Source organism: Staphylococcus sp. HMSC072B07, assembly GCF_001815505.1.
In the GTDB taxonomy this organism is placed as follows: Bacteria; Bacillota; Bacilli; order Staphylococcales; family Staphylococcaceae; genus Staphylococcus; species Staphylococcus simulans.
Map to the genome: position 1 here is coordinate 72,052 of NZ_KV820915.1, position 25,225 is coordinate 97,276.

At 36.3% G+C, this 25,225-nt stretch carries 27 protein-coding genes; 5 read left to right on the top strand and 22 right to left on the bottom strand.

Annotation, left to right across the window (positions count from 1 at the left end; translation table 11 throughout):
- Nucleotides 1-9 precede the first annotated feature (9 nt).
- Nucleotides 10-3,147 carry an efflux RND transporter permease subunit gene (locus HMPREF3031_RS07680; RefSeq protein ID WP_002479584.1) on the bottom strand — a complete coding sequence of 1,046 codons (3,138 nt, stop codon included), beginning with the start codon at nt 3,145-3,147 and terminating at the stop codon, nt 10-12.
- Between the two features lie 165 nt (nt 3,148-3,312).
- Nucleotides 3,313-4,566, bottom strand: coding sequence for a lipid II:glycine glycyltransferase FemX (locus tag HMPREF3031_RS07685; protein ID WP_002479585.1), 1,254 nt, complete (start codon nt 4,564-4,566; stop codon nt 3,313-3,315).
- 120 nt (nt 4,567-4,686) lie between these two features.
- Here HMPREF3031_RS07685 and HMPREF3031_RS07690 point away from each other — a divergent pair, with 120 nt between their 5' ends.
- A complete protein-coding gene (locus HMPREF3031_RS07690) occupies nt 4,687-4,938 on the top strand; it encodes a hypothetical protein (protein WP_002479586.1) in 252 nt (83 codons plus the stop codon).
- 3 nt (nt 4,939-4,941) lie between these two features.
- On the opposite strand, the gene HMPREF3031_RS07695 is transcribed toward HMPREF3031_RS07690, so the two are convergent.
- Nucleotides 4,942-5,697, bottom strand: coding sequence for a VOC family protein (locus HMPREF3031_RS07695; RefSeq protein WP_057509884.1), 756 nt, complete (start codon nt 5,695-5,697; stop codon nt 4,942-4,944).
- A gap of 259 nt (nt 5,698-5,956) precedes the next feature.
- Between HMPREF3031_RS07695 and HMPREF3031_RS07700 the strand changes: the two genes are divergently transcribed.
- Nucleotides 5,957-6,373, top strand: a complete 417-nt coding sequence (locus tag HMPREF3031_RS07700; protein ID WP_002479588.1) for a MarR family winged helix-turn-helix transcriptional regulator — start codon at nt 5,957-5,959, stop codon at nt 6,371-6,373.
- A gap of 58 nt (nt 6,374-6,431) precedes the next feature.
- Nucleotides 6,432-7,580 carry an MFS transporter gene (locus HMPREF3031_RS07705; protein ID WP_061055245.1) on the top strand — a complete coding sequence of 383 codons (1,149 nt, stop codon included), beginning with the start codon at nt 6,432-6,434 and terminating at the stop codon, nt 7,578-7,580.
- 35 nt (nt 7,581-7,615) lie between these two features.
- Here the strand turns inward: HMPREF3031_RS07705 and HMPREF3031_RS07710 are convergent, their stop codons facing one another.
- The 4 genes from HMPREF3031_RS07710 to HMPREF3031_RS07725 are packed head-to-tail and all read right to left on the bottom strand — an operon-like array spanning nt 7,616 to nt 10,903.
- A complete protein-coding gene (locus HMPREF3031_RS07710) occupies nt 7,616-8,221 on the bottom strand; it encodes a response regulator transcription factor (protein WP_002479590.1) in 606 nt (201 codons plus the stop codon).
- Nucleotides 8,218-9,282, bottom strand: a complete 1,065-nt coding sequence (locus HMPREF3031_RS07715; RefSeq protein WP_002479591.1) for a sensor histidine kinase — start codon at nt 9,280-9,282, stop codon at nt 8,218-8,220. Before HMPREF3031_RS07715 ends, HMPREF3031_RS07710 begins: the two co-directional genes overlap by 4 nt.
- A 35-nt stretch (nt 9,283-9,317) precedes the next feature.
- Nucleotides 9,318-10,049: an ABC transporter permease gene (locus HMPREF3031_RS07720; RefSeq protein WP_002479592.1), complete on the bottom strand. Its 732-nt coding sequence runs from the start codon at nt 10,047-10,049 to the stop codon at nt 9,318-9,320.
- On the bottom strand, nt 10,046-10,903 hold the full coding sequence (locus tag HMPREF3031_RS07725) for an ABC transporter ATP-binding protein (protein WP_002479593.1): 858 nt from the start codon (nt 10,901-10,903) through the stop codon (nt 10,046-10,048). The genes HMPREF3031_RS07720 and HMPREF3031_RS07725 overlap by 4 nt, the downstream gene beginning before the upstream one ends.
- Nucleotides 10,904-11,208: 305 nt before the next feature.
- Here HMPREF3031_RS07725 and HMPREF3031_RS07730 point away from each other — a divergent pair, with 305 nt between their 5' ends.
- On the top strand, nt 11,209-11,553 hold the full coding sequence (locus HMPREF3031_RS07730; RefSeq protein WP_002479594.1) for a transcriptional regulator, SarA/Rot family: 345 nt from the start codon (nt 11,209-11,211) through the stop codon (nt 11,551-11,553).
- 71 nt (nt 11,554-11,624) lie between these two features.
- Here the strand turns inward: HMPREF3031_RS07730 and moaA are convergent, their stop codons facing one another.
- Genes moaA through glp form a run of 6 tightly spaced genes read right to left on the bottom strand, consistent with a single transcriptional unit; the run spans nt 11,625 to nt 15,720 of the window.
- Complete coding sequence (gene moaA, locus HMPREF3031_RS07735) at nt 11,625-12,647, bottom strand: GTP 3',8-cyclase MoaA (protein WP_002479595.1); 1,023 nt, start codon at nt 12,645-12,647, stop codon at nt 11,625-11,627.
- Nucleotides 12,648-12,692: 45 nt separating this feature from the next.
- Nucleotides 12,693-13,295 carry a molybdenum cofactor guanylyltransferase MobA gene (gene mobA / locus HMPREF3031_RS07740; protein WP_002479596.1) on the bottom strand — a complete coding sequence of 201 codons (603 nt, stop codon included), beginning with the start codon at nt 13,293-13,295 and terminating at the stop codon, nt 12,693-12,695.
- 4 nt (nt 13,296-13,299) lie between these two features.
- Nucleotides 13,300-13,533: a molybdopterin converting factor subunit 1 gene (gene moaD, locus HMPREF3031_RS07745; RefSeq protein ID WP_002479597.1), complete on the bottom strand. Its 234-nt coding sequence runs from the start codon at nt 13,531-13,533 to the stop codon at nt 13,300-13,302.
- Complete coding sequence (locus HMPREF3031_RS07750) at nt 13,530-13,985, bottom strand: molybdenum cofactor biosynthesis protein MoaE (RefSeq protein WP_002479598.1); 456 nt, start codon at nt 13,983-13,985, stop codon at nt 13,530-13,532. The genes moaD and HMPREF3031_RS07750 overlap by 4 nt, the downstream gene beginning before the upstream one ends.
- Nucleotides 13,982-14,464 carry a molybdopterin-guanine dinucleotide biosynthesis protein B gene (gene mobB / locus HMPREF3031_RS07755; protein WP_002479599.1) on the bottom strand — a complete coding sequence of 161 codons (483 nt, stop codon included), beginning with the start codon at nt 14,462-14,464 and terminating at the stop codon, nt 13,982-13,984. Before mobB ends, HMPREF3031_RS07750 begins: the two co-directional genes overlap by 4 nt.
- Nucleotides 14,461-15,720 carry a molybdopterin molybdotransferase MoeA gene (gene glp / locus HMPREF3031_RS07760; RefSeq protein WP_002479600.1) on the bottom strand — a complete coding sequence of 420 codons (1,260 nt, stop codon included), beginning with the start codon at nt 15,718-15,720 and terminating at the stop codon, nt 14,461-14,463. The genes mobB and glp overlap by 4 nt, the downstream gene beginning before the upstream one ends.
- Before the next feature lie 63 nt (nt 15,721-15,783).
- Here glp and moaC point away from each other — a divergent pair, with 63 nt between their 5' ends.
- Nucleotides 15,784-16,263, top strand: coding sequence for a cyclic pyranopterin monophosphate synthase MoaC (moaC, locus tag HMPREF3031_RS07765; protein WP_002479601.1), 480 nt, complete (start codon nt 15,784-15,786; stop codon nt 16,261-16,263).
- Nucleotides 16,264-16,562: 299 nt separating this feature from the next.
- On the opposite strand, the gene HMPREF3031_RS07770 is transcribed toward moaC, so the two are convergent.
- The 9 genes from HMPREF3031_RS07770 to HMPREF3031_RS07810 all read right to left on the bottom strand — a co-directional run bounded on the left by HMPREF3031_RS07770 (nt 16,563) and on the right by HMPREF3031_RS07810 (nt 25,207).
- On the bottom strand, nt 16,563-17,072 hold the full coding sequence (locus HMPREF3031_RS07770) for a MogA/MoaB family molybdenum cofactor biosynthesis protein (protein WP_002479603.1): 510 nt from the start codon (nt 17,070-17,072) through the stop codon (nt 16,563-16,565).
- 25 nt (nt 17,073-17,097) lie between these two features.
- Complete coding sequence (locus HMPREF3031_RS07775) at nt 17,098-18,099, bottom strand: ThiF family adenylyltransferase (RefSeq protein ID WP_002479604.1); 1,002 nt, start codon at nt 18,097-18,099, stop codon at nt 17,098-17,100.
- Between the two features lie 134 nt (nt 18,100-18,233).
- Nucleotides 18,234-18,854 carry an ATP-binding cassette domain-containing protein gene (locus HMPREF3031_RS07780; RefSeq protein WP_002479605.1) on the bottom strand — a complete coding sequence of 207 codons (621 nt, stop codon included), beginning with the start codon at nt 18,852-18,854 and terminating at the stop codon, nt 18,234-18,236.
- A gap of 1 nt (nt 18,855) precedes the next feature.
- On the bottom strand, nt 18,856-19,527 hold the full coding sequence (gene modB, locus HMPREF3031_RS07785) for a molybdate ABC transporter permease subunit (protein ID WP_002479606.1): 672 nt from the start codon (nt 19,525-19,527) through the stop codon (nt 18,856-18,858).
- 11 nt (nt 19,528-19,538) lie between these two features.
- Nucleotides 19,539-20,303, bottom strand: a complete 765-nt coding sequence (gene modA, locus HMPREF3031_RS07790) for a molybdate ABC transporter substrate-binding protein (protein ID WP_002479607.1) — start codon at nt 20,301-20,303, stop codon at nt 19,539-19,541.
- Between the two features lie 140 nt (nt 20,304-20,443).
- Entirely contained in the window at nt 20,444-21,937 is a 1,494-nt protein-coding gene (gene galT, locus HMPREF3031_RS07795; RefSeq protein ID WP_002479608.1) for a UDP-glucose--hexose-1-phosphate uridylyltransferase, read from the bottom strand.
- A gap of 16 nt (nt 21,938-21,953) precedes the next feature.
- Nucleotides 21,954-22,946, bottom strand: a complete 993-nt coding sequence (gene galE, locus HMPREF3031_RS07800; protein ID WP_070724803.1) for a UDP-glucose 4-epimerase GalE — start codon at nt 22,944-22,946, stop codon at nt 21,954-21,956.
- An 11-nt stretch (nt 22,947-22,957) separates the two neighbouring features.
- Entirely contained in the window at nt 22,958-24,124 is a 1,167-nt protein-coding gene (locus HMPREF3031_RS07805) for a galactokinase (RefSeq protein ID WP_002479610.1), read from the bottom strand.
- 84 nt (nt 24,125-24,208) lie between these two features.
- On the bottom strand, nt 24,209-25,207 hold the full coding sequence (locus HMPREF3031_RS07810; RefSeq protein ID WP_002479611.1) for a LacI family DNA-binding transcriptional regulator: 999 nt from the start codon (nt 25,205-25,207) through the stop codon (nt 24,209-24,211).
- Between the last annotated feature and the right edge of the window lie 18 nt (nt 25,208-25,225).

The following is a 25,225-nucleotide window of genomic DNA, read 5'->3' on the forward strand; positions in this document are numbered from 1 at the left end:
ATTTTAAACTTAATTCTCTTTTTTACGTTTTGAGCTAAACATATGTGTTACTTTATCTTTCAGCGTAAATAGAATTTCATAAATAACTGGTACTACTATCAGTGTAAGAATAGTAGAAGAAACCAATCCGCCTATTACAGTTGCGGCTAAACCTTTGGAAATCAAGATAGAGCTGTCTTGTCCGAATAACATCGGCACAAGTGCGCCAATTGTCGCAAGTGCTGTCATTAAGATTGGACGTATTCTCGTTCCGCCCGCTTCTAACAACGCTTCTTTCATTTCCATACCTTTATGTTCATTATTGATAACTCGGTCTATGAGTACAATCGCATTGGTTACGACAATACCTATTAACATTAAGACCCCGATCATACTTGGTACAGAAAGTGTTTCTCCTGTGAATACTAAAGCTAACACCACACCAATCACAATGTAAGGAAGTGAGAATAGGATGGTAAATGGTGCTAAGCCGCCTTTGAATGTTAATACGAGTACAAGATAGACAATTACAACTGCCGCAATCATTGCTAGACTTAATTGCGTCATCGCTCTATTAATATCATCTGTCGCACCGCCTGAATTGATTTTAACATTCGCTGGTTTATCGACTTTATTTACTTTATCCATTACTTTCGTTGAAATACCGCCGACATCTTTACCGCTGATTTTACCTGTTACAGTTGTAGTATAGTCGCCATCTTCTTTAATCAACTTACTTGGTGTTTGTGTTGATTTTAATGTTGCGATATCTTTCAGCTGAACCATTTCTCCTGTCGGTGTCGGAATTTCAAGATTGTTTAATTTCTCTTTGGTCCAGTTCGTTTGTTTTTCTTTTTCAACTTTTACATCGACTTTATGACCTTTTTCATTAATCGTTGTCAGTGTTGTTTCTGGAATGTTTTGATTTAAGCCCATCGCTAATTGACCCGCTGACAAGCCTTTTTCGGTTGCTTTGTTTTTATCAACATCTATTGTGTATTGGTCATAGACTTCAGTTAAATCAGATTTAACGTTCACTACACCTGATGTTTGTTTCATTTTATCTTCGATTGCTTTCACTGTGTCTTTGATTTCATGACCTGATGGACCAGATACTTTGACTTCAATTTCATTATTGCCGCCACCAGTACCCATGTCTAAGTATTTCCATTCGCCTTCTTGTTTAAAGCCTGCGATATGTTTTAATACTCTGTCTGGTTCTGTATCAAAGTTTTTCGTATCACTCGCATATTCAATCATCACAGCCATATTGTTTGTACTGCCTGTCGGATCAATTGGTGATGCGCCACCTAGTGAATACTGAACTTTCTTCACTTTATCTTTACTGTTAAGATATTTTTGAACTTGTTCAGCATTTTTTAGTACTTGTTCTTTTGTTTCACCAGGTTTTGGTGTATAAGTCAACGCCATGAATTTATCTTCACCTGTGGAAATAAAGCTCGTTCCTATTTTCGCAGCACCTAATCCGATACTGCCGATTAAAATAACAGTCGTTATAATTAAGACAATCCATTTATGGTTTAACGACCAATTCAATACTTTTTTGTATCCTCTGCCTACTGCACCTAACGAACGTTGACGTTTTTGTTTGATACCATTTTTAAAGAATGTTGAAGCTAATGCCGGCACAATAGTGATAGACACTAGTAATGATGCTAATAAACTAAATGTAATTGCGAGTGCGAATGGTCTAAACATCTCACCGACTGAACCAGCCACAAAGACTAATGGTAAGAAGACGACAATCGTTACAAGTGTAGAAGACATAATCGGTTTGAATACTTCAGCTGTCGCGCTGATAACCAAGTTGTCTCCGCTCTCTCGCTCTTTCGGATCGGACATCCGTCTGTATATATTCTCAATAACAACAATAGAGTCATCAATTACACGTCCGATTGCGACGGTTAATGCACCTAAAGTCAAGATGTTCAATGAGACATCTGATAACTTCAAGGCAATCATCGCAATTAATAACGACATTGGAATTGAAACGACTGAAATTGCTGTTGTTCTGATATTACGTAAGAATAATAAGATAACAATAATCGCAACTATCGTACCAAGAATCGCTTTTTCAAGCATTGTATAAATAGAATCTTGGATTGGTTTTGCGGTATCCATAATCTTAGTTTGTGTTAAATCTTTATTATCTTTCACAAACGCTTTAATTTTCGCATCTGTATCTTTTTTCACTTGAACAGTATTGGCATCTTGTGCTTTTACGATTTGAACATCAATCGCATCTTTACCGTTCGTTCTGGAGATTGACTCACGTTCTTGTCCGATTTTAACATTGGCGATATCTGAAAGTTTCACCATGTCATTACTTTGTGGTCCTTGTGAACCTTGTGACATCATTGAACTTTCATCTGACCCAGATTGGCCTTGTTCTCCTTGTGCTGCGCTGACAGGAATTACAAAGTTTTTCAATGCATCTGCTGAAGTGAATTCTCCATTCACTACAATGGATTTTTCTTTTTTACCGAATTGGAATAAACCTAAAGGTGTTTTGCCAGAAGCATTTTTAATATAGTCCTCCACACCTTTAGCACTCATACCACGTTTTTGTAATTCGCTTTGTTTGAATTTAATCGTTGCTTGACGTGCAGTTTGACCGTTCATTTGTACATTTTGAACACCGTCAACAGTTTCTAATTTCGGAATGAGTTGTTTCTCAATCGCTTTCGTCGCTTTCTCTAAATTTCCATTTTTATCTGAAAATGAATAAACAACTACAGGGAATGCATTCATACTATTCCTCATTAATTCAGGTTCCCTTGCATCCTCCGTGAGTTTAAGTTTATCTATTTCTTTCTTTAATGCTTCTTCAGCCTTATCCATATCTGTACCATCTTCATAGCTGACTTGGACCATAGAAACATTTTCTAACGATTGGCTTTTGACATTTTCGACATGCGCCATGCCTCTGATCTGATTATCTATTTTATCACTGATATCCTCTTGCACTGTCTGAGGTGTGGCACCCGGTAAGACAGTATTGACAGATATCATCGGTTCTTCTACATCAGGCAATAATTCTAAACGCATTTTTACACTGGAATAGACACCGCCCAAGATGACTAATACAACCATTAAAAATACAGCGAATTTATTGCCTAAAGAGAACTTCAGCAAACGATTAATCATGCGCTCTTTCCTCCTCATTTCTCGTTACTTTAAATTTAACACACCCCGCCTTAAAAGGTCGTTGATTTCACTCAACATTTTAGGTTTTTCCAAGAAAAAAGATTGAGACCAATATTAGTCTCAACCCCTTTATCTATACTTATGAAAATATGTTGTCTAACTGTATTATTTTCTGCCTTTTATTTTGCGAGAAACTTTGATTTTAGCTTTTGTTAATGCTGGTTTTGCTTTTTCAATCATATAATACAATGGTGTATTTAAGACATAATCAAACTCACCGATTTTTTCACTTAAATACGTACCCCATGTTTTCTTAAATGCCCATAAACCATAATGTTCTGAGTCTTTATCCGGGTCATTATCTGTACCGCCGAAATCATATGTTGTAGCGCCTTTTTCACGCGCATAACGCATCATTTCAAACTGCATATGATGGTTCGGCAAGAAATCACGATAATCATTTGAAGATGCACCATATAAGTAATATGATTTGTGGCCACAGAACATAAGCAGTGCGCCTGATAAATAAACACCTTCTGGCTCACGTTGGTATAGTTCTTCCATTTGATCGATTAATTTTTGGTTACGCGCAATTTTAGCTTCAGCATCTTTGATTTTATTCAACGTCTTTTTATCTTGTTTCTTTTGTTTCAGACGTTCAATATCTTGTTCAACTTCTGCATTTTCACCTTTTAACTCTGCCAATACAGGTTTTGGTTCTAATTTAACCAAGAATAACTCTGCGTCGCCGTCAGGATGTAATGCATCGTAAATATTTTCAAAGTAGCTGATATCACGTGTCAAGAAACCATCACGTTCCCCAGTAATACGCATCAAGTCTGCGAAGATTTTAAGTTGATCGCGACCTGCACGTTCTACTTTCGTTCCACGTTTTAATGATAAACGTACTTTTGAACGGTTACGACGTTCAAAGCTTTGAATCAATTCATCATCTGTTTTATCAATCGGTGTAATCATTGTCATACGTGGTTGAATGTAATCTTTTGATAAGCCTTCTTTGAATCCTTTATGTTTGAATCCTAATTGTCTTAAATTACCTAAAGCATCCCCTGCTTTATCCACTTCTACATCTGGATCGATTTTAATCGCATAGGCTTTTTCATCTTCAGCAATTTCTTTTGTGTATTGAAGGAGGGCTTCGATGACTGCTTTATCATCATAATCTGCGACGAACCCTCTAGAGACATAACAAAGTGTATAAGGTAGTTTCGGTATTTTCTTGAATAATAATTGACCGACACCTTTAACTTTTCCATCTTCACCTACTGCGACACGTCTAGAGTACCAACCAGTCAGCTTTTTCGTTTCTGCCCATTGTGTGAGTTGAAGCAAATCACCATTGGGATGAGATTTAACAAATGCATCATGTTCTTGGTTCGTGATATTCATCTTTTCCATAAAATAAAAATCTCCTTTATTTTCCTTACACTATCTACTTATTATACAATGAAACTAAGTGACTTTCATGTCGTATCCTCACGTAACCCTATAAACTATAAAGATTCAGAGGTGAAAAGTGTGAGAAATATCTTTTTAATTATCATGATTATTTTAAATATCATTGTGATTAGTATAACATTAGTCAACCATGTTCAAATAGACAATCTCAGCTTGCGTGTATTCTTTACCGCATTTTCTTTAGTAACTGCTGTTTATCTTGTCTTATTACGTAAATCACGTGTTGATATGTGGCTAGCAATTATCTTATTCTTAATCGCTTTAACTTATGCGATTATGATTGCGAACGCAGTTTATCATTATGTGTACTAAATTTTAAGGTTCGAAGTGATAAGCCCCACCGCGTGTCACGATATGATAAGGTGTTTCGGCGGTTGTATCTTGAATAACAATCGCATACTTGTCTTTACGTCCTGATTGAATACGATATTCAATCGCTTCATCAGGCAATTTTAAAGTTGTGATTTCTTCATCTTCAGATACCACTTCCATACCAAACCAATCCCGCCATTGATTGACCACTAACGCTTGTTGTGTGGTTTGAATTTCAATGGCTTTTATTTTGAATTGCGGTTGAAATCTATTTTCTAACGCCTCAACACGTTCTTCTTCTGACTTATTCCACTCTATAAAGAACGGCGGTTTCAATTTCGCATCCGGCTGATTCAAATATAATAAACGCCAAGACGTTTGTTCACCTTTTTTATTTTCTCGGCCCATTTCAATTGGTCCTACGACATCTAACCCTTTCGCTTCAAACTCATCTTTAAGTTTGTCTAAATCATTTGTGCGTAAGGCGATTGCTTTAAAGCCTTGTTCGAAATTATCTTGTACGATTTTCGCAACGAAAGATACACGTCCTTCATTCGATTTAATAACCTTCTTCAACTTTTCTTCATCGTTTACACCGATAATTTCAATATAAGCCAAATCTGTATAAACCAATTTATTATATGTACCATAGCGATTGTGTAAGCCGCCTGGTGATAACTTCATTACTTCTCCTGGATACTCAAACTCATCAATATGCTTGATATAATGGATGATATGATCAAATTTCAACTGAACCATTTAGACCATCCTCTCTTCATTTTTCTTCATCTTATCAAATTATGAATCGAATTGCCTTTTGAAAGACTAATTTCAAAAAATCTCTTGATTTTTATTTGAGAATTTTCTACAATAGTAAAGTAAATTAGTTAGCTTAGCTAACCTTTTTAACGAAATCAATCAATTACCCTGCAAAAAAATCAAACTGATTTCGTTTATATATGAGGTTGTGACGTTTTACTGAGGTCTCAACCTCTATCTTAATTTAAGGAGCTACAACATGGAAATCAATCAATTATTTAATAGCTTTACTGAATTATATAGACCTTATGTAAAAAGCGTTCAACCTTTACTTGATCAGTATCAGCTACATACTGCTCAATTTTTAGTTCTAAAGGATATTTACTTACATGAACCGACAACACTTGTCGAAATTTCTAAACGTCGTTGTATTGAAAAACCATCAACACGTAAATTATTAAAAGTGTTACATGAACACGACTTGCTGACTGTTACACCAGGGGAAGATAAAAGACAAAAACTATTAAGTCTGACGGACAAAGGTAATCAGATTTACCACGAAGTCATCGAAAAAGTAACAACACTTCAACAACAAATCGTTGAAGAAGCAGGTCTTAGTCAAGAGGATATCGAGCAAACCATTCGAACGCTCAAAGCTATCAAACATCAGTTTTAAGGAGGGATTTCGCGTGGATCATTCTCAACATGCACCAATATGGACTAAAAGTTTCAATATGAACTTTATCGTCAACTTCTTCGTTTATCTTTGTATGTACCTGTTAATCGTTGTCATTGCAGGCTACAGTAAAAACGAATTTGGCGCTTCAGATAGTTTATCCGGATTAGTAACCGGATTATTTATTGTCGGCTCATTAATCGGCCGTTTTATTACAGGAAAATATGTCAATGCGATGGGACCTAAACGTACATTAATTATAGGATTGATTTTTCTTATCATAACGCAAGCCCTTTACTTTATAGAAGGTTCATTAGGTTTCTTAATGTTTACCAGATTAATTAATGGTGTTGCGACAGCAGTAGCGACTACTGCGACAGGAACAATAGCTGCGTACATCACACCACCTGAACGTAAAAGTGAAGGTATCAGCATGTTCTCACTCAGTTTAGTTCTCGGAACAGCTGTCGGACCTTTCTTTGGTTTATTATTATCAAATCAATACTCCATTGATGTCTTATTCGCTTTATGCTTAGTATTAGGTATCATTGGTTTAGCTTTATCATTCTTCATTCATATCAATTTTGAAACAACTAAAGTTTCTGAAACTCAACCATCAAAAGGTTTCAGCTTAAGTCAATTTATCGCTAAAGATGCAGTACCGATTGCGATTGTAATTTTAGTAACTGGTGTGACTTACTCATCTATTCTGACATTCTTAAAATTCTTCGCAGAAGAGCGCAATCTAGTCGCAGTTTCAAGTTACTTCTTTATTTTCTATGCCTTAACATCATTAGTCACACGTCCAATTACAGGTCGTTTAATGGATAACAAAAACGAAAACGTTGTAGTTTATCCATCTTATTTCTTCTTACTTATCAGCTTTGTGCTTTTATTCTTTGCACATTCAGGCTGGATGTTATTACTAGCAGGTGCAGCGTTAGGTGTAGGTTACGGTAACTTATCATCACTTATGCAAGCTATTGCGATCAAAGTTACGACACCAGAAAAATATGGCCTAGCCACTTCTACTTTCTTTATCGGTATTGATTTCGGTATCGGCTTCGGCCCTTCTGTATTAGGTGTCTTCACTTCATCTATTACTTATGCACAACTTTATGGCTTCATGGCTATATTAACTATTATTACCGCAGGACTTTACTATGTCCTACATGGCCGCAAAGTAAAATATTTAGAACGTGCTTAATTATAAAAGTGCAGATCAAAACGGTCTGCACTTTTTTATATAATCCATCCTTTTTCAATAGCTTTTTTCCACGCATCAAAACGATTTTCTGTCTCCATTTTATCAATAATGACAGAAGTATAATTACGAACTGTCCCGTTTGAAAGAAAAAGCTTTTGTGCAATTTCTTTACTTGAATAACCATTGCCGATTTCTTTCAGTATTAATTGTTCTGAAGGCGTTAATGGATTTTTCTCATTAAAATATGTAGTCATCAGTGTTTCACTATATTCTTTTTGTCCTGCCATAATATTATGCATGGTCTGAATCAGTTCTTCTACGGAACGTTCTTTTAATACATAAGCATCTACATCATTTGCGACTGCTCTTTCAAAATAACCTGGTCTTTTGAACGTCGTTACAATAATGACTTTTGTATTTAACTTTGCTTCTCTTATTTTATTCAATACTTCTAAACCTGTTAATTCCGGCATTTCAATATCTAGAATTGCAATGTCAGGCTGATTGGATTCAATCATTTGCCATGCCTCTGCTCCACTTGAAGTATCAGCAATAATGTTAATATTTTCATCCATCTCTATAAGTTGAACCATCGCTTTTCTCAGCATTTCTTGGTCTTCAGCTAGAACAACATTTATCATAAATTATCACCTCGTGGAATTCGAATCATTAATGTAACACCTTGTTCAGATTTTATTGTAACTTCACCATCTAATAATGCTGCACGCTCTCTTATACTATGCAGTGTAGCTTCAGGTTTACTGATACCTTTGCCATTATCACTAATTATCAACGTAATGATGTGTTGCGCTTCTTTTAATGTACCAGTTACTTTTGTCGCATGTGCATGTTTAATAATATTATTGACCGCTTCTCTCAATAGCATAGCTAATATAGACTGTTGTCCTTTATTTAATGTTCTAGCAGTGGATTGTCCCTCAAAATCAAAAGTAATATCTGCTTGTTTTAATAGTTGATCTACAGACTTCACTTCTTCTTCAAAATCTTGAAATTTCAGATGTTCTACAATAGTTCTGACTTTATTTAATGCCTCTTTAGAAAGTTGATTAACTGCTAACATTTCTTCTTTGGCTTTTTTTGGATTTTGATCTATCAATTTAGAAGCAAGCTCAGATTTTATGCTCAAGCTGGCAAATACATGACCTAACGTATCATGTAAATCTTGGCCGATTCTTTGACGTTCTTGTTCAGCAATCAATAAATTGATGTGACGATTTTTCTCTTTCATTTGCGCCCTTACTTTTTTATTTTCGATAAATCTAAAGTTAATGAACAACGAAATGATTACAACAAGAATCAGTACGACAACTATTGGTAAAGCTTTTGGAAGTAAGTATAATGAAAGACCAGATGCGATGAGTAAAGCAATATAAAATAGTATACTTTCCACTGACTTTACAGTCGCTTCATAAACATATGGCAACACATAAGAACCAAAAAAGAAAAACATAATAAATGTGCTGCCCATTGCCCAACAAAAATAAAGTGTGCCGATCAAATAAATCATCCATACAATCAACCGCTTCACTTTAAACTGATAAACATCAGATAAAATTAAAATACCATAATTAATTATGAATACAGCAATCACTATAACAGCAATTACTTTAGGTCCTTTGATGTCTTGATAAAATAAAGCGATAATTGGAAACAACAAGTAAATAAAACTCGCAACGCCCATTGGGTTTCCTTTTATTTTTCTAAGCAAAAAAGACATTACATCACGTCCGATTTCTTTTGAATAACTAAAGCAATGATTATAAATAGTATACAATACCCCAAAAGAAAACCAAGTGCCGCTATATTAATCGTTTGATGCTGAATAAAATCTAATCCTAGCTGTTTTAATCGGTAGGTCGGCATATATCGAGAGATAGAAGCTAGCCATTGAGGAAACAAGCTAATAGGAAACCATAATCCACCCACAATCGCTAAAACAAGATACAATAAATTACCTATACTACTTGCTTGCTTCACATCTTTATGTTGTGCCAGTAATAACCCTATGGACAAAAATAAACTGGATCCAATCCATAATAATAATCCTGATACTAACCATTCATAAAGAGACATATGAATGTGTCTAATCATTCCTCCAACACTAAACATCAGAATAATTGAAAATAAAAAAAGACTCATGATTTTGAATACTTTAGCTACATAATATTTAATGGGTGTCATCGGTGTCGCAAAAAGTTTTTTCTGCCATCCGTTTTGTTTATCCTGTACTAATTCAACAGGGAAGGTCAACAAACAATAACTAGTTAAACTAAAGACCGTCATACTCATCAAACTTTCTTTATAAATTTGATTGGCTTCTGATTGCGGTACTTTAGTTAATGAAGTGAAAATCAAGAAAAATACTAACGGCATCCCTACTGAAAGAATAAGATATATTTTTTGTCGCAAAGTGATTGTCCAATCTAATTTCAAATATTTAAAAATCATGATAGAATCTCCCCTTCACTTTCAAATACATAATCTTCTAATGAACTTTTCTTAATTTCTAACTCATTTAAATCTATATCTATTTCAATCAATTGTTGTAAAACTTTTTGAACCTCATCTGTTTTGATTTGAAGTTCACTTTGATCCTTTTGATAACTTAATTGAGTTTGATTTTGAATGATTGACTCAAATTGTTCAGGTAGATATATCGTTGATGTTTTATCAAGGTGTTTTAATTGTGAAGGTGAACTATCATTCATTATCTTTCCTTGTTTCAATACGATAACACGATCCGCAACCTTCTCTACTTCTTCAATATAATGCGTCGTATATAATATGGTAATACCTCGAGCCTTCAAATCATTTATGATGTTCCAGAAATAACGTCTTGTTTTAGCATCCATCGCAGACGTCGGCTCATCTAAAAATATTAATAAAGGTTGTCCTGTTAACATCAATATAAAATCTAATAAACGTTGTTGACCTCCAGATAATTTAGTCGCGTATTGATTTAATTGTTTATCAGTAAACTGGGTCAATGTTTTAAACTTGTTGTAATCTAACGCTTTTTTATAAACCGATGAATAAAACGCATAGAGTTCTTTTACTTTGACCCATTCATTAAAGATTGATTTTTGAAATAATACGCCGATATTATTTTGTATAGCAGAATCCCTTTCAATACGCCCTTCATCTGGAACTAAATTACCTAAAATCAAATCAATCAATGTGGACTTACCTGCTCCATTTACGCCTATTAAAGCGATACATTCTCCTTCTTTTATTTCAAATGAAACATGATCTATTGCTTTAGTATTGTGGAATGATTTAGTTACACCGTTTACTTTTATCATTTAATCACCTCTTTATTTCCTTGATTTAATGATATATTTTTAAAAATTGTAAACATAGTAACGTTTGTCATAAATTCTCTATGACATTTGTCATTTTCTTGTTTTATACTTTTAGCACTTGAATCAACTTTTCTTTCAACATATTCAATTTCGGTTCATAATTTCCGTGATAACGCACTTTTTTTACTATTATAGTAAATTAAAGAGAATAGATTTATATTGAAATTCGTTATATAATATAATAAGTAAAACAATTATTATTCCTGGGGGAATACAACTATGAAAGGGCAAGAGGAGGAATATCAATGTCAAAGACAATTGATCATTTAATTGAGACAGAATGTAAACTTAGCCAGATTAAATATTGGCTAAAAGCAGAACATCATCTTACCATGGAGGAGTTCATTATTTTATACCGCTTCAATGGTACTGACAAAATTACAGGTAAAGTATTGAGGGATACCCTCCATTACGACATGAAATGGAATACGAGTAAAATTGATGTATTAATAAGAAAACTTTATAAAAGAGAACTGATCGCAAAAGAGCGTTCAGAAACTGATGAACGCCAAGTCTTTTATTTATTAGATAAGACACAACGTGAATTCGTCGCATCTGTCATCAAAGAATTTGAAACCTTCGCAAAGTAATCATTATGAAAAAGCACGCCTTTCCGAAAAAAATCAGAAAGACGTGCTTTTTATTATATATTTCATTCGACTTAACCGCCGATATAGTTCATATTAATTTTCTTACGTCTGCGATTTGCGACCGTTTGTTCAGTTCGTTCATCTGAATATCTGTCATCACGAATATGCCATAACTCTTCGAATTTCGCTTGTAATTCATCGTCCGTTTTACCAGAACGCATAAATTCTTTGACGTTAAATCCATCGACTGTGCTGAATAAGCAGCCATAGAATTTACCATCAGAAGATAAGCGTGCTCTCGTACATGTTGAACAGAATGACTGAGAAACACTCGTAATTAAACCGAACTGTGCTCCGTTATCTTTATGACGATAATATTTTGCGACTTCACCATAATATTTCGGTTCAACCGCTTCAATATCAAATTCATCTTCGACCATCGTAAGCATTTCATCTTTTGTGACAACTTTACTGAAGTCCCAGCCATTGTCATTACCGACATCCATAAACTCAATAAATCTTACAACAATATTTTTGTCTTTGAAGTACTGAATCATTGGGATGATTTGGTCATCATTGATACCTTTTTGCACAACAACGTTCACTTTCACTTTAAAACCGATAGATACTGCATAATCAATTTGTTCTAGAATGGTATCTGCTTTGATATTACGGTTATTGATAGATTGGAATAATTCGTTATCAATAGCATCTAAGCTGACATTGATACGTCTTAATCCGGCATCATAGAGTTTTTGTCCATGTTTTTTCAACAATAGACCATTGGTAGTCAGACCAATATCTTCTACACCGTCGATTTCATTAAGAGCGGCAATTAATTTATATAAATCTCTACGCATTAAAGGTTCCCCGCCAGTGATACGAATCTTCTTCACACCTAGACGAGTATATACGCGAGCAATTCTTTCCATTTCACTAAAAGTCAATAATTCATCTTTGGGTAAAAAGACAAAGTCATCGCCGAAAATTTCTTTAGGCATACAATAATCACAGCGGAAATTACAGCGATCTGTCACGGATAATCTTAAGTCACGAATCGGGCGACCTAATTTATCTGTTATTTGTTTTACCATCTTTTGACCCCCTTTTCTTTCTCTCTTATCGCTTGATACATCTCATCAAAGCGATTGATCTCTGACTCTGGCTAAATCATCTTGGTAGTTAATATTTTGGTACCAATCAGGTCTTGTATCAACCTCATGAACATCCAGCCATTCAGAAGCGACTTGGTTATAAACATGTTTCATACTGTAATCATCGGATTCTAGTGCACGTGCAATGACTGGTAAACACGTCGGACTATAAAATGCGATAGTAGGAATCGGATACCCCTCTTCTTCATACCCCGCAATATCTAACTGGTCTTCAATGACATGTTCAACCATAAATTGATATAACGTGCTGATAGCTTTTTCTGTGATTAACGGTGTATCTACTGAAATCACAAAGAATAGCTCTGCTTCAAAATCTTGCTTCATTACTGAGTAGATGCCTGAAAGCGGTCCTTTCGCTTGATGTTCTTCATCATCTACGACCACTTTGACATCTTCAAATTGATCAGCCAATTCCGCACTAGAACTAATGATAATCTCATTAAACATATTGGCTTCATTCAAGGCATCGATAATATGTTGATAAAACATTTTACCATTGAGCCTCGCAAATGCCTTAGGCGAACCGAAACGTTCTGATCGTCCGCCTGCTAAAATAATTGCTTTCACTTTCTTAACCTCCGCTTACCGGTGGAATCAACGCAACGACATCAGAAGGTTGAATCATTTCATCATTTGGCACAAATTCTTCATTCAAGGCGATTTGGAATTGTTTGCCGCTGATTTCTGGATACGTTTCAAATAAATATTTTTTAAACGCCTCGACTGTCATTTCATTCTCTAGTTCAAATTCTTCTGTACCTTTTTGTAAGATTTCTTTAATCTCCGCAAAATAAAGGACTTTCATTCTGTTTGCCCCCTTTCAATGGCATCTTCATGGTAACCACGTTGATGACCGATCCATTGTGCGCCATCTTCCCATATTTCTTTCTTCCAAATCGGCACTACTTCTTTAATACGATCAATCGCATATTCATTTGCCGCATAGGCATCTTTTCTATGTGGTGAAGAAACTGCGATTAATACCGCAATATCGGAAATATGCAATGGTCCGATACGGTGAACAATGCTGACAATCGTGCCAGGCCATTGTTCGTTGATTTCATCGCCGATTTGAGCTAATTTTTTCTCAGCCATTGGCACATAAGCTTCGTACTCAAGATGTTCTGTACGAATGCCTTTTGTCCATTCTCTGACATGACCTGTAAAGACCACTACTGCACCCTGATGCGGTGTCAGTGTAAAGTCTCGATAAGGTTCTGTTTGAATCGGCTCAGTCACAACTTCAAATTGTTTCATTTTGACTCATCCTTTTTTCTATCGATAAAAGTTAATAACCACTTTTTAAAATGACTTAACTCTGTATTTTTTTGAAACGGTAACTTATATTGTACATGACTCAGCTCAGATAAAGAAACTAATTCCGCTTCATCTCTATAAATAATCACTTTATCATAATCCGCTTGTTTAAAGCCTTCAACTAGTAACACATCATAATCAATCGTGACCGCTGATTCAATAATGTGGGATAAAGTTTGTTCTGTTGTACGTGTGACTGTTTCTCTTAACGCATGACCTTGCACAATGCTTTGGTCTGCCCCTGCTTCAAAATGTTTCATATGATCGACTTCTGCTGCTTGTAAGGTAATATCTTCACTACCATGTCCATGATGTTTAATCGTCACTACACGATAACCTTGTGCTTTCAGAAACTTAACTGTTTCTGCCATCAAGGTTGTTTTGCCAGAATTTTTATATCCCACAATTTGTAAAATCATAGTGCTAATTCCTCTTCAAAGGTATCTGTTTCAGTCAGAATGACATCCACTGTGTAGCCTTTTTCAAAGCCGCGTGTACCGCTCGGCAACATAATCATCGCATTACTGTGTGCAATCGCGACAACCGCACCTGATTTGTTGAAACCAGAAGGTACTACTGTTGTTTGTAAACCATTTAATGTAGCTTTTGCACGAATGAAACGTGTGAATGGATTGGCTTTTTTGAAGTCTTCCATCAATGTGGCTTTTACAACTTGAGGGAAACGTTCAATCGCGCCCATCATATTTAAGACTGCTGGTTTTACGAACAATTCAAATCCTGTATAGCACGCAGATGGATTCCCTGATAAACCAAATAAATATTGGTTATTTGCGACAGCAACTGTTGTGACACTGCCTGGACGCATTTGTACTTTATTGAACAATACTTCTGCACCGATTTCTTTGTAGATAGCTGGTAAATAGTCGAAGTCTCCAACAGATACACCGCCTGTTGTGATGACCATATCATGAGAAGCGAGTGCTTCTTTAACGACTGCTAAACTGCTGTCGAAATCATCTTCTTGAATTTTATAAACTTCACAGTCTAAGCCGAATTGATTTAGTAAGCCTTGAATCATCGGTCCATTAGAATTACGGATTTTACCTGGTTCTAATTCATCACCGACATCTAATAACTCACTGCCTGTCGCAATAATAGCTGCAGAGGGTAAGCGACGTACAGGCACTTCTGTATAACCGAAGGTCGCAAGTACTGCGATAGCCCCAGCATTAATACGTTGGCCTTCTTTTAATACGACATCTCCGACTTCTGTTTCCTCACCTTTTAATGAAATATTTTCATTATGTTCGAAGGTTTTACGAATCGTAAATGAATGTTCATCTTCACGTGTTTGTTCTAACATCACAACCGCATCTGCACCTGCTGGAATTTCTGCCCCTGTCATAATACGGACAGCTTGGTTCGGTCCGACTGTTTTATCTGACACACTGCCTGCACCGATGTGATCAATGACTTCAAATTCAATACGGTTGTCACCGCTTGCACCTTTTGTATCTTCACTTCTTAACGCAAAGCCGTCATAAGGTGATTTATTAAAACGTGGAATTTCATACGTTGCCACGATATCTTCAGACAGTATATATCCTAAACTGTCATTTAAAGGCACTTGTTGTGTTTCTGTACGAAATTCTTGTGCTACCACACGTTTGATTGCTTCTTTTACCGCAATTGGATTTCTTTTTTCAACTGGCATAAACTATCTGCTCCTAACATCTATTTTATTTCATGCTATAATGTCTAAGCGAGGAGGAATAACATGTCTGAATTTACTCATATCAACGCTCAAGGTAATGCGAAAATGGTCGACGTTTCTGATAAAGACATCACAAAACGTGTTGCGACAGCACATTCAAGCATTACTGTTAACGAAGCGATTTACAAGCAAATTGTAGAACATACAAATAAGAAAGGTAATGTGCTGAATACTGCCCAAATCGCGGGAATCATGGCAGCTAAGAATACCTCTACGATTATTCCTATGTGTCATCCGCTCTCACTGACGGGTATCGATATTGCCTTTGAATGGGATACAACATCGTCATATACACTTAATATTGAAGCTACAGTCTCTACATCAGGTAAAACCGGTGTAGAAATGGAAGCTCTCACAGCCGCTTCAGCAACGGCTTTAACCGTTTACGATATGACCAAAGCACTTGATAAAGGGATGGTCATCGGCGAAACTTACCTTATCTCAAAATCTGGCGGAAAATCCGGGGATTACCGCAGATCATAAACTATTGTTGTTCATGCTTTACCCTTTTTATACGTAAACATGAACTTCACAACAGCACTACGGAACCATTGACGTTGTGATTTTACTGTCACAACGTACAATCGTTCCGTTTTTTTCATGTTACTCCTATTATATAATGCGAATTCTTTAAGTTAAATAGGCTGAATGGATGAAAAAACTGATGAAATCTTATGAAATCAGTGATTGGCTTCAGTGTTTTCCCTTATTCAATCAAACAGTACAGTGAAGAAGCGGTTAGTCTTCTACCTGAGTAAAATCTAACCGCTTCTTCTTGCCTTTTATTTTGTTAATTCATGAATGAGATGATTCAATTCAGGTTTAATTAATTTTTCAATCGCTAATCTTACCGCACCAGATGAACCTGGCAATGAGAAAATCAATTGTTCACCTACTGTACCGCCGACAGCACGTGATAATAAAGCACGTGTTCCCACATCTTCAGCATAACTTAAATATCTGAATAACTCTCCGAAACCTTCAATTTCTTTTGTTAATAAAGGAGTTACTGCTTCAATCGTCACATCACGTTGTGCGATACCTGTACCGCCCGTCGTAATAATGACATCCACATCTTCATTCAACCATTGTTGTACTTGTTCAGTAATCGCTTGTTTATCATCTTTGACGATTGTGTAATGATCATCTGTAATTTCCACATTAATCTCTGACAATAATTCTTTAGCTAAATTACCGCCTTTATCTGTTTCTTTTGTTCTTGTATCAGACACAGTTAAGACTGCTGCGTTGATGGTTCTATCTAATTTGACATTCACGTGTTCATTTTTCATTCATTAGGCCTCCTATGTGTTTTACTCAACCGAGTAATTGGTTCATTAATTTAATCGCTTCTTCAGGTTTCGTCATGCCATGTATCAACATGCGTCCGCCTGAGAAACTGACGATTCGATGATTGTTGAATTCGAAGCGGATCATATAAGGGTTCGCATGATACTTAATATGATGCGTTTCAAGATATTCCTTCAACATTTCCTGGGTAATATCCTCATTATTGTATTGAACTGTATCTCTTCCGCATAATGTCGCAAACTGTAAATCAGTATGATTTAAATGCGGATAGGTCGCATGTTCACTACACGTATGACAATCAGCTTTAAACATACGACTGAATCCGAATGTATAGTGTGTCCCTTCCCAAATATCACCATAAGTTAATTTAGGCGTAAAAGGTGTTTCAGTCAGGATTTTCAATGCATCACGTGTTTGTAAACTCGTGGTCATGGTTACCGCTGGTTGAATTACCCCTACTGTATCACACGTCATGTTAATGACTGGTAATTGCGGCATCAGACAATTGAAACACGGAGTTTGTCCAGGAATGAAAGCTGCTTCGATATATGTACTTTGTACAACCCCGCCATATATCCAAGGTATATTATATTTATACGCAAAATCATTCACTAATAAACGTGTATCGAAATTATCTGTCGCATCTAAAATTAAATCTACCTCAGTTCCATGCGTTTCTAGAAACTGGGGATTGACTTGAGCGATATGCGCCTCAATGATGACATCACTTCGGATTTCCTGCAGCTTTTCTTTCGCCGCAATCACTTTCGGCATCGCGTCTGTCGCATCTTGTTCTGTAAACAACATTTGACGTTGTAAGTTGCTGAACTCGATGTAGTCACGATCAACAATCGTTAACTGTTTGATGCCCGCTCTGACTAAACCGTCCGCAATGTGTGTTCCTAATGCACCCATGCCGATTATCAGCGCATGTTTTTGCGCAATTTTCTCTTGGCCTTCTCTGCCTATATGTTTAAACAAAATTTGTCTGGAATAACGTTCTGACATCTTTCGATTCCTTTCTTAAAGTGCATTGTCTTTATTATAAGACGAATAGAGACGTGTTACAATCGTTCGAATTGTAGTATGTCACCTAAAATCCGGTCATGCCAATAGAAGACAGACCGGATTGAAACTTTTTATTATTCAGCTGGTACAGAACTTAACGTTATAATTTCATCCGCCAATTGTTCTGCTTCGTAATTAGAATGTGTCACAAAAATAATCGGGATTTGCCATTCATCAAAGAGTCGTTTCACTAAACGCATACTTTCTTCTTTCGTCGCATCATCCAAACTAGAAAATGGTTCATCTAATAAAAGTAAATCAGGACGTGTGCTTAATGCACGTGCTAATGCGACGCGTTGTGCTTCTCCGCCTGATAATCGAGCTGGATATTGTTTTTGTAAATAACTGATGTTTAATTGATGCATCAACGCTGTAATATGTTCAGAAGGTTGCGCCATAAACGTGATATTTTGAAAAACTGTCATATTCGGAAACAATTGATAGTCCTGAAATAAATAGCCTAAATGACGCTCTTGAATTTTAACATTCACAGATGATTGCGTATCCGTTAACACACGTTCGTTGACTTTGATATAAGCCTTATCTGCAGCCCTTAAGCCTGCGATCATATTCAAAACAGTCGTTTTCCCCACTCCTGAAGGTCCTCGTATCGCATAAATTTTAGGTACTGTATCTTGAATATCTAACTTCAGTAACTGTCCTTTTAACTGATGTGTAATTTGGATGGTCAACATCTTAATCCACCTCCAAATAACGATCTTTGTTCATTAAGTTAATCGTACCAATAACAGTAATCGCAAATGCAACTAATACTAATACCCATAGCCAAGCTTGGTTCTCTTTGCCTTGTTCAACTAAGAAATAAATCTCTAAAGGCAACGTATTGGTTTTATTTGGAATATAACCCGCTACCATTAAGGTTGCTCCGAACTCACCGATTGCACGCGCAAATGCCATCATCACACCAGATAAAATAGCACGCTTAGATAGCGGTAAAATCAGTCTGAAGAAAATTTTATTTTCACTTGCACCCATTGTTCGTGCTGTATTCAACATTTTATGATTAATACCTCTAAAACCTTGAATCGTATGTTGATACATTAACGGAAAACTGACAATCACAGAGGCAATAATTGCACCAGTGATTGTGAATATGACAGGCATATGTAAAACATTTGTCATAAATGCGCCTACAGGGCTTCGTGGTGAGAAAACAATTAATAATAAGAACCCCATGACTGTCGGAGGTAACACAATCGGCAGGATAATAATACTCTCAAGAAGTGTCACAATACGTCCACGACGTCGATATAACAGTCTTGAAATTAAAATCCCAAGTACTGTTACAATAATCGTGCTGATTACAGCCACTTCAATTGATATCCAAAATGGCGTTAAATCAGGCATTTCCACTCCTCCTACGCTTCAAATTGATAATCTTTTAAGATTTGTTTCGCTTCATCTGATTTTAAGAACTCAATCCAAGCTTTCGCCGTCTTATTATCAGATGTTGTTCCGGCTTCATAAACAATCGGTTGTTTTAATTTCACCGATTCGATTTCTTTTACTTTATCATTTTTAGTTTTGTTTTTATATAAATCTGTTTTATAAACAAAACCGAGTTGTGCGTTCCCTTTTTCCACATAATTCAAGACTTGACGGACATCTTTCGCAAAGACAAGATGATCTTTAACGCCGCTGTATAATCCATTGTCTTTTAAGTAACCTTCTGCGTATTTACCTGCAGGTACAGAGTTCACTTCGCCTATCGCAAGTTTTTGTCCATCTTTTAAATCTTTGACTGATTTTAAATCAGTGCCTTGTTCACCAATTAATACAAGTTGATTTCGCGCATAATCATAAGTGTTATCAGCTTTCTTCTTATCTTTTAACGCTTGGACATCTTTTGTGTTGGCTGACATAAACACATCAACAGGTGCACCTTTTTCAATTTGTTGTCTTAACGATCCTGATCCGCCGTAGTTAAATGTAATATCAACATCTGAATGTTTTTTCTTAAATGCTGTTTCTAAATCTTTCGTCACATCCGTTAAACTTGCGGCAGCTGCGACATGTAAAGTATTTTCTTTTTGATTACTGTTTGTTTCTTTTTTATCATTTGAACATCCAACAACAACTAAACAGACGCTCAACAGTATAACCGCAAAGTATTTCAACTTCATCTTGAAGAAGCCTCCTAAAAATGATTAATTCACTCTCGATTATACGCTTTCGGTCCATAAATTCCAATTTGAATTTAACCATTATCTTTTGTCTTCTCACAAGAAAAAAGGCCAATATGACATTGACCTTTTGATTATAATTATAAAGTTTGAACAAAACGTTTAAAGGCTTCTAAGCCTTCAGTATCACGTTTAAACACACCTGCATCTTCTAAGACACGTTTGAATTTCTGACCTACAGCATCTAAAACAATACCTTCAGCATTTTCAGGTGTAAATTGATGTTTCGCTTTTAGTTCATCTGCGAAATCTTGATGCACACCTAAATCTATATCAGTTTCACCTAAAACATATTGTTCGACTTGTTTAAGCTCATGTTTTAAACGTGCTGGTAAAATCGCAGTTCCCATCACTTCGATTAAACCGATGTTTTCTTTTTTAATGTGTTGTACATCTTGGTGCGGATGGAAAATACCATCTGGATAATCTTCTGATGTTTGATTGTCTCTTAGTACTAAATCTAATTCAAAACGACCTGTTTCTTGACGGTAACGTGCAATCGGTGTGATGGTATGATGACGTTCGCCCGCCTCACTTTGTGCTTTGACTTGAACACTTTCATCACTGTACGCATTCCATTGATTGAAAATATGTTCTGCCGCATCAATGAGTTGTGCTTGATTATTACCTTTTAAACGGATTACACTCATCGGCCAATCTAACAACACCGCTTCTACTTCAGGATAATCATCAATAGTAAAACGTTCTATTTCTGTCGCATTATCCATCGGGAAAGTGTGGCGCCCTGTTTGGTAATGGTTGTGAGACAAGATTGAACCGCCTACAATCGGCAAGTCCGCATTAGATCCCGCAAAATAATGCGGAAATTGCTTCACAAAGTCTAATAGATTCACAAAAGTTTGTCGTCCGATCTTCATTGGCACATGTTGTGCAGATAATACGATACTATGTTCTGGGAAATAAGCGTATGGTGAAAATTGGAATCCCCAGTCTTCTCCATCTAACTTAATACGCGCAATTCGGTGATTACGACGTGCTGCTTGGGTTACAGAACCTTGGTAACCTTCATTTTCCATACATAACGCACATAAAGGATAACTTGTTTGTTTTGCTTCTCTTGCTGCCGCAATTTCTTTCGCATCTTTTTCAGGTTTAGACATATTAATTGTAATTTCTAAGTCAACATAGTTCGTTGGTGTATAGAAATGAATATTTTGTGCGATGGCATCTGCCTTAATATAGTGGTTGCGCATACAAATATCATATAAATATTGCGTCGCTTTCTCCGGGCTGTCTTGATACAACTGTCTAAAGTTGCGATTAATAGTTGAAGGTTTCGGTGTGATTAAATCTAATAGTTTCGTTTCAACCATTTCTTTTTGATATACCGCATCTTCTATTAAGTGATGTTCAATCATTCGATTAATCCAGTGTTGTGCAATCGCATTCGGTGTATCAAGTTCTGAGATATCTCTCTCCTCATGTTCGATATCTTCTGCTTGTGTAATCTCTAGCACTAGGTTTTGAATATAGAAAGCATCTTCCTTTTCAAAGTCCCCATATTCTACTGCATATGAAATAAAGCGTTGTATCAGCTGTTGATTCAGCTTCATGATACGGCCTCCCTTTTTATTTATCTTCGTAGCCATTCGGATGTGCGCGGTGCCAATGCCAAGCAGTTTCAATAATTTCATAAATATCATCATGTTTCGGCTCCCAGCCTAACACGTTACGTGCTTTATCACTTGAAGCGATTAATTTACTTGGATCACCTGCACGACGTTTGCCGATTTCTGATTTAATCTTTTCACCAGTCGCTTGGCGTGCTGCTTCCACAATTTCAATAACAGAATAACCTTGACTGCTGCCTAAGTTGAATGCGCCGCTCTCACCGCCATCTTTTAAGTAACTATACGCTAAAATATGCGCTTCAATTAAATCTGTGACATGTAAATAATCTCTGACACATGAACCATCTTCTGTATCATAATCTACACCGAATATCGTAATCGCATCTCGTTGTCCTAACGCTGCTTCTAATACAATAGGAATTAAATGTGTTTCTGGATTATGATCTTCACCAATCGTACCGTCTTCACGTGTACCCGCGACGTTGAAGTAACGTAATGCTGCATAGTTCATACTATATGCGTTATGGCACCAATGCATCATTTTTTCCATCATCAATTTACTTTCGCCATAAGGGTTGGTCGGTGCTTTTTTCGCATCCTCTGTAATCGGGACAACATCTGGTTCACCATAAACTGCTGCTGTTGAAGAAAAGACAATATCATTCACATCATGTGCTTTCATCACTTCAAGCAACACTTGCATACCATAGACGTTATTATTGAAATAATCTAAAGGTTTCTCTACCGATTCTCCAACTAATGAATAAGCACAAAAATGGAAGACACCTTCAACATTTTCCGTTGCGAACACTTGATTTAAGAATTCGCTGTCACGAATATCTCCTTCATAAAAACGTGCTGCTTTAGGTACGGCACCTCTATGACCTGTTCCTAAATTATCCACCACTGCGACATCATAACCAGCATCTATCAATTGATGCGCTGCATGGCTGCCGATATAACCAGCACCGCCTAATACTAAAACTGACATGATTTTCCTCCTTAAAGTTCGATTGTTTTCACGCCGTCACCGATATTGACATGGTAAAACGATGGCGCATAACCAATCTTGTCTGTATAAATACGAGAGACTTCATCTTCTAAATCTTTAACTTTTGATTGATGAACTAAAGCAATCGCACATCCTGCGAATCCTGCACCTGTCATACGTGCACCAAGGACTCCATCAACATTTTGTGCAGATTCTGCTAAAGTATCTAGCTCTTTGCCCGTCACTTCATAATCATCCTTCAATGAAGCATGGCTTTGGTTTAATAATTCACCAAAGCGTTCAAAGTCTGATTGCGCTAAAGCATCATACGCTTCTTTAACACGTGCGTTTTCAGTAACTGCGTGACGTGCACGACGACGTATCGTTTCATCTTCAATTAAATGCGCATATTTTTCGAACGTTTCAACGTCTAAATGTCCTAACGCTTCAATATCCAATTCTTGTTGAAGTAACGCTAATGCTTTCTGACATTCTTCTAACCGTTCATTATATTTAGATTCTGCTAATTCACGACGCTTATTCGTATTCATAATAGAAATCGTGTAATCTCCGAATTCAGTTGGAACATAATGATACTCTAACGTATGCGTATCTAATAAAATCGCTTGATCCTTTTGACCCATACCCACAATGAACTGGTCCATAATACCTGAATTGACACCGATAAATTTATTTTCTACTTTACGTCCAAGTTGAATTAATTCTAAGCGCTCTACATCTAAGTTAAAGAGTTGTTTCATTAACCAACCTGTCAGCATTTCAATAGAAGCTGAAGAAGATAAACTTGCGCCGTTTGGAATGTTACCTTCAACGATGACATCAAAGCCTGAGTCAATTTTGTAACCCGCTTCAATTAAAAACTTAACCATGCCTTTTGGATAGTTCGCCCAACTATGGTCAGCATTGTAATCTAAATCATCTAATGAAAATGAAATAATACCTTTTTCCTCAAAGTTCAAAGAGTAAAAACGAATCGTACGATCTTCACGTTTACGTGCTAAACCGTATGTGCCTAATTCAATAGCAGCTGGGAATACATAACCGCCATTATAATCTGTATGCTCTCCGATCAAATTAATACGTCCTGGTGCGAATGCGGCAACATCTGGCTTTGTTTCAAAATGCTTTTCAAATTGCGTTTGCATAGATGCCAACATAATATAACTCCTCTCACAAGGTAAATTTATTAGTAAACACAATTAAAGTTTATTTGTTTACTAAATGTTTTGTCAACACTTTCATTAGTTCTTAAAAGAAAAAGATTGTCGCTCTATTTGTTTCGTTTGTATCACAATATGCATGGCAGATTGACGTGTTTTTTGAATACGTTCTTTTGCCATTAAGACAGCACTTTTACCAAACTGCTCGATATCAATACGCACACTCGTCAATGATGGTGTTACATATTGATTTACATCTAAGTCATTAAATCCGATAACTCCAGCATCTTTAGGGATTGTGACACCTCTTTGTTGGAGGCCTTGAATTAGACCAATTGCGACCATATCATTACCCGCTATCAACACATCTGGGATAGTGTCTGCTTCTGTTATCGCTTCAAAACCATCTTCTCGTTCCCAACCGATTAAATTGCCATTCGGTATCTCATCATGTTGTTGACACCAAGAAAGATATGCGTGATATCTTGCATCATTTTCATATGCTTCTTTCCCATCTAAATTACGTTCTTCACGTATGCCTCCATAATAAGCGATATGTGCATCATGATAAGTGTCCCTGATTTGATTCAGCAGCTGATACATGGCTTGTTCTAGATCAGAGTACACTGCATCGATATAATCAGGAACTTGCTTATTATTAATCACCACCATATTAGGGTTATGGCGATAAATTTCTTTTAAAGCATCCAATGAGAAATTACCGATGACTAACACTGCGCCTGCTTTTTTCACATCTTGTAAATCTTGTTTTTTAAATCCTGTTTCAATTCTAAGTGTCTTCTTTAATGTTAAATTTAATTTCTTAATTTCAGACTCTATTGCTAAACGCAATTCACGATGAAACGGGTCAGCCATTTCTCTTCTGCGAGACGCATAAGTAATAATTTGAACTTGGCGATTTACACGTTCTCCTTTGTGATATTCAAGTTCTTTTGCAGTATTTAAAATACGAGTTCTTGTACTGTCGGCTACAGACAATGTCGGATCTTCATTAAGTACACGCGACACTGTACCTGGACTGACACCCGCTTGTTTTGCGATATCTCTAATACTTGCCATAATTGACACCTCTCTTTT

Bases quoted from the DNA above. Each gene is read 5' to 3' on its own strand.
- HMPREF3031_RS07680 (WP_002479584.1), bottom strand. From the start codon at position 3,147: ATGATTAATCGTTTGCTGAAGTTCTCTTTAGGCAATAAATTCGCTGTA.
- HMPREF3031_RS07685 (WP_002479585.1), bottom strand. From the start codon at position 4,566: ATGGAAAAGATGAATATCACGAACCAAGAACATGATGCATTTGTTAAA.
- HMPREF3031_RS07695 (WP_057509884.1), bottom strand. From the start codon at position 5,697: ATGGTTCAGTTGAAATTTGATCATATCATCCATTATATCAAGCATATT.
- HMPREF3031_RS07700 (WP_002479588.1), top strand. From the start codon at position 5,957: ATGGAAATCAATCAATTATTTAATAGCTTTACTGAATTATATAGACCT.
- HMPREF3031_RS07705 (WP_061055245.1), top strand. From the start codon at position 6,432: ATGAACTTTATCGTCAACTTCTTCGTTTATCTTTGTATGTACCTGTTA.
- HMPREF3031_RS07710 (WP_002479590.1), bottom strand. From the start codon at position 8,221: ATGATAAATGTTGTTCTAGCTGAAGACCAAGAAATGCTGAGAAAAGCG.
- HMPREF3031_RS07715 (WP_002479591.1), bottom strand. From the start codon at position 9,282: ATGGGCGTTGCGAGTTTTATTTACTTGTTGTTTCCAATTATCGCTTTA.
- HMPREF3031_RS07720 (WP_002479592.1), bottom strand. From the start codon at position 10,049: ATGATTTTTAAATATTTGAAATTAGATTGGACAATCACTTTGCGACAA.
- HMPREF3031_RS07725 (WP_002479593.1), bottom strand. From the start codon at position 10,903: ATGATAAAAGTAAACGGTGTAACTAAATCATTCCACAATACTAAAGCA.
- HMPREF3031_RS07730 (WP_002479594.1), top strand. From the start codon at position 11,209: ATGTCAAAGACAATTGATCATTTAATTGAGACAGAATGTAAACTTAGC.
- moaA (WP_002479595.1), bottom strand. From the start codon at position 12,647: ATGGTAAAACAAATAACAGATAAATTAGGTCGCCCGATTCGTGACTTA.
- moaD (WP_002479597.1), bottom strand. From the start codon at position 13,533: ATGAAAGTCCTTTATTTTGCGGAGATTAAAGAAATCTTACAAAAAGGT.
- HMPREF3031_RS07750 (WP_002479598.1), bottom strand. From the start codon at position 13,985: ATGAAACAATTTGAAGTTGTGACTGAGCCGATTCAAACAGAACCTTAT.
- mobB (WP_002479599.1), bottom strand. From the start codon at position 14,464: ATGATTTTACAAATTGTGGGATATAAAAATTCTGGCAAAACAACCTTG.
- glp (WP_002479600.1), bottom strand. From the start codon at position 15,720: ATGCCAGTTGAAAAAAGAAATCCAATTGCGGTAAAAGAAGCAATCAAA.
- moaC (WP_002479601.1), top strand. From the start codon at position 15,784: ATGTCTGAATTTACTCATATCAACGCTCAAGGTAATGCGAAAATGGTC.
- HMPREF3031_RS07770 (WP_002479603.1), bottom strand. From the start codon at position 17,072: ATGAAAAATGAACACGTGAATGTCAAATTAGATAGAACCATCAACGCA.
- HMPREF3031_RS07775 (WP_002479604.1), bottom strand. From the start codon at position 18,099: ATGTCAGAACGTTATTCCAGACAAATTTTGTTTAAACATATAGGCAGA.
- HMPREF3031_RS07780 (WP_002479605.1), bottom strand. From the start codon at position 18,854: ATGTTGACCATCCAAATTACACATCAGTTAAAAGGACAGTTACTGAAG.
- modB (WP_002479606.1), bottom strand. From the start codon at position 19,527: ATGCCTGATTTAACGCCATTTTGGATATCAATTGAAGTGGCTGTAATC.
- modA (WP_002479607.1), bottom strand. From the start codon at position 20,303: ATGAAGTTGAAATACTTTGCGGTTATACTGTTGAGCGTCTGTTTAGTT.
- galT (WP_002479608.1), bottom strand. From the start codon at position 21,937: ATGAAGCTGAATCAACAGCTGATACAACGCTTTATTTCATATGCAGTA.
- galE (WP_070724803.1), bottom strand. From the start codon at position 22,946: ATGTCAGTTTTAGTATTAGGCGGTGCTGGTTATATCGGCAGCCATGCA.
- HMPREF3031_RS07805 (WP_002479610.1), bottom strand. From the start codon at position 24,124: ATGTTGGCATCTATGCAAACGCAATTTGAAAAGCATTTTGAAACAAAG.
- HMPREF3031_RS07810 (WP_002479611.1), bottom strand. From the start codon at position 25,207: ATGGCAAGTATTAGAGATATCGCAAAACAAGCGGGTGTCAGTCCAGGT.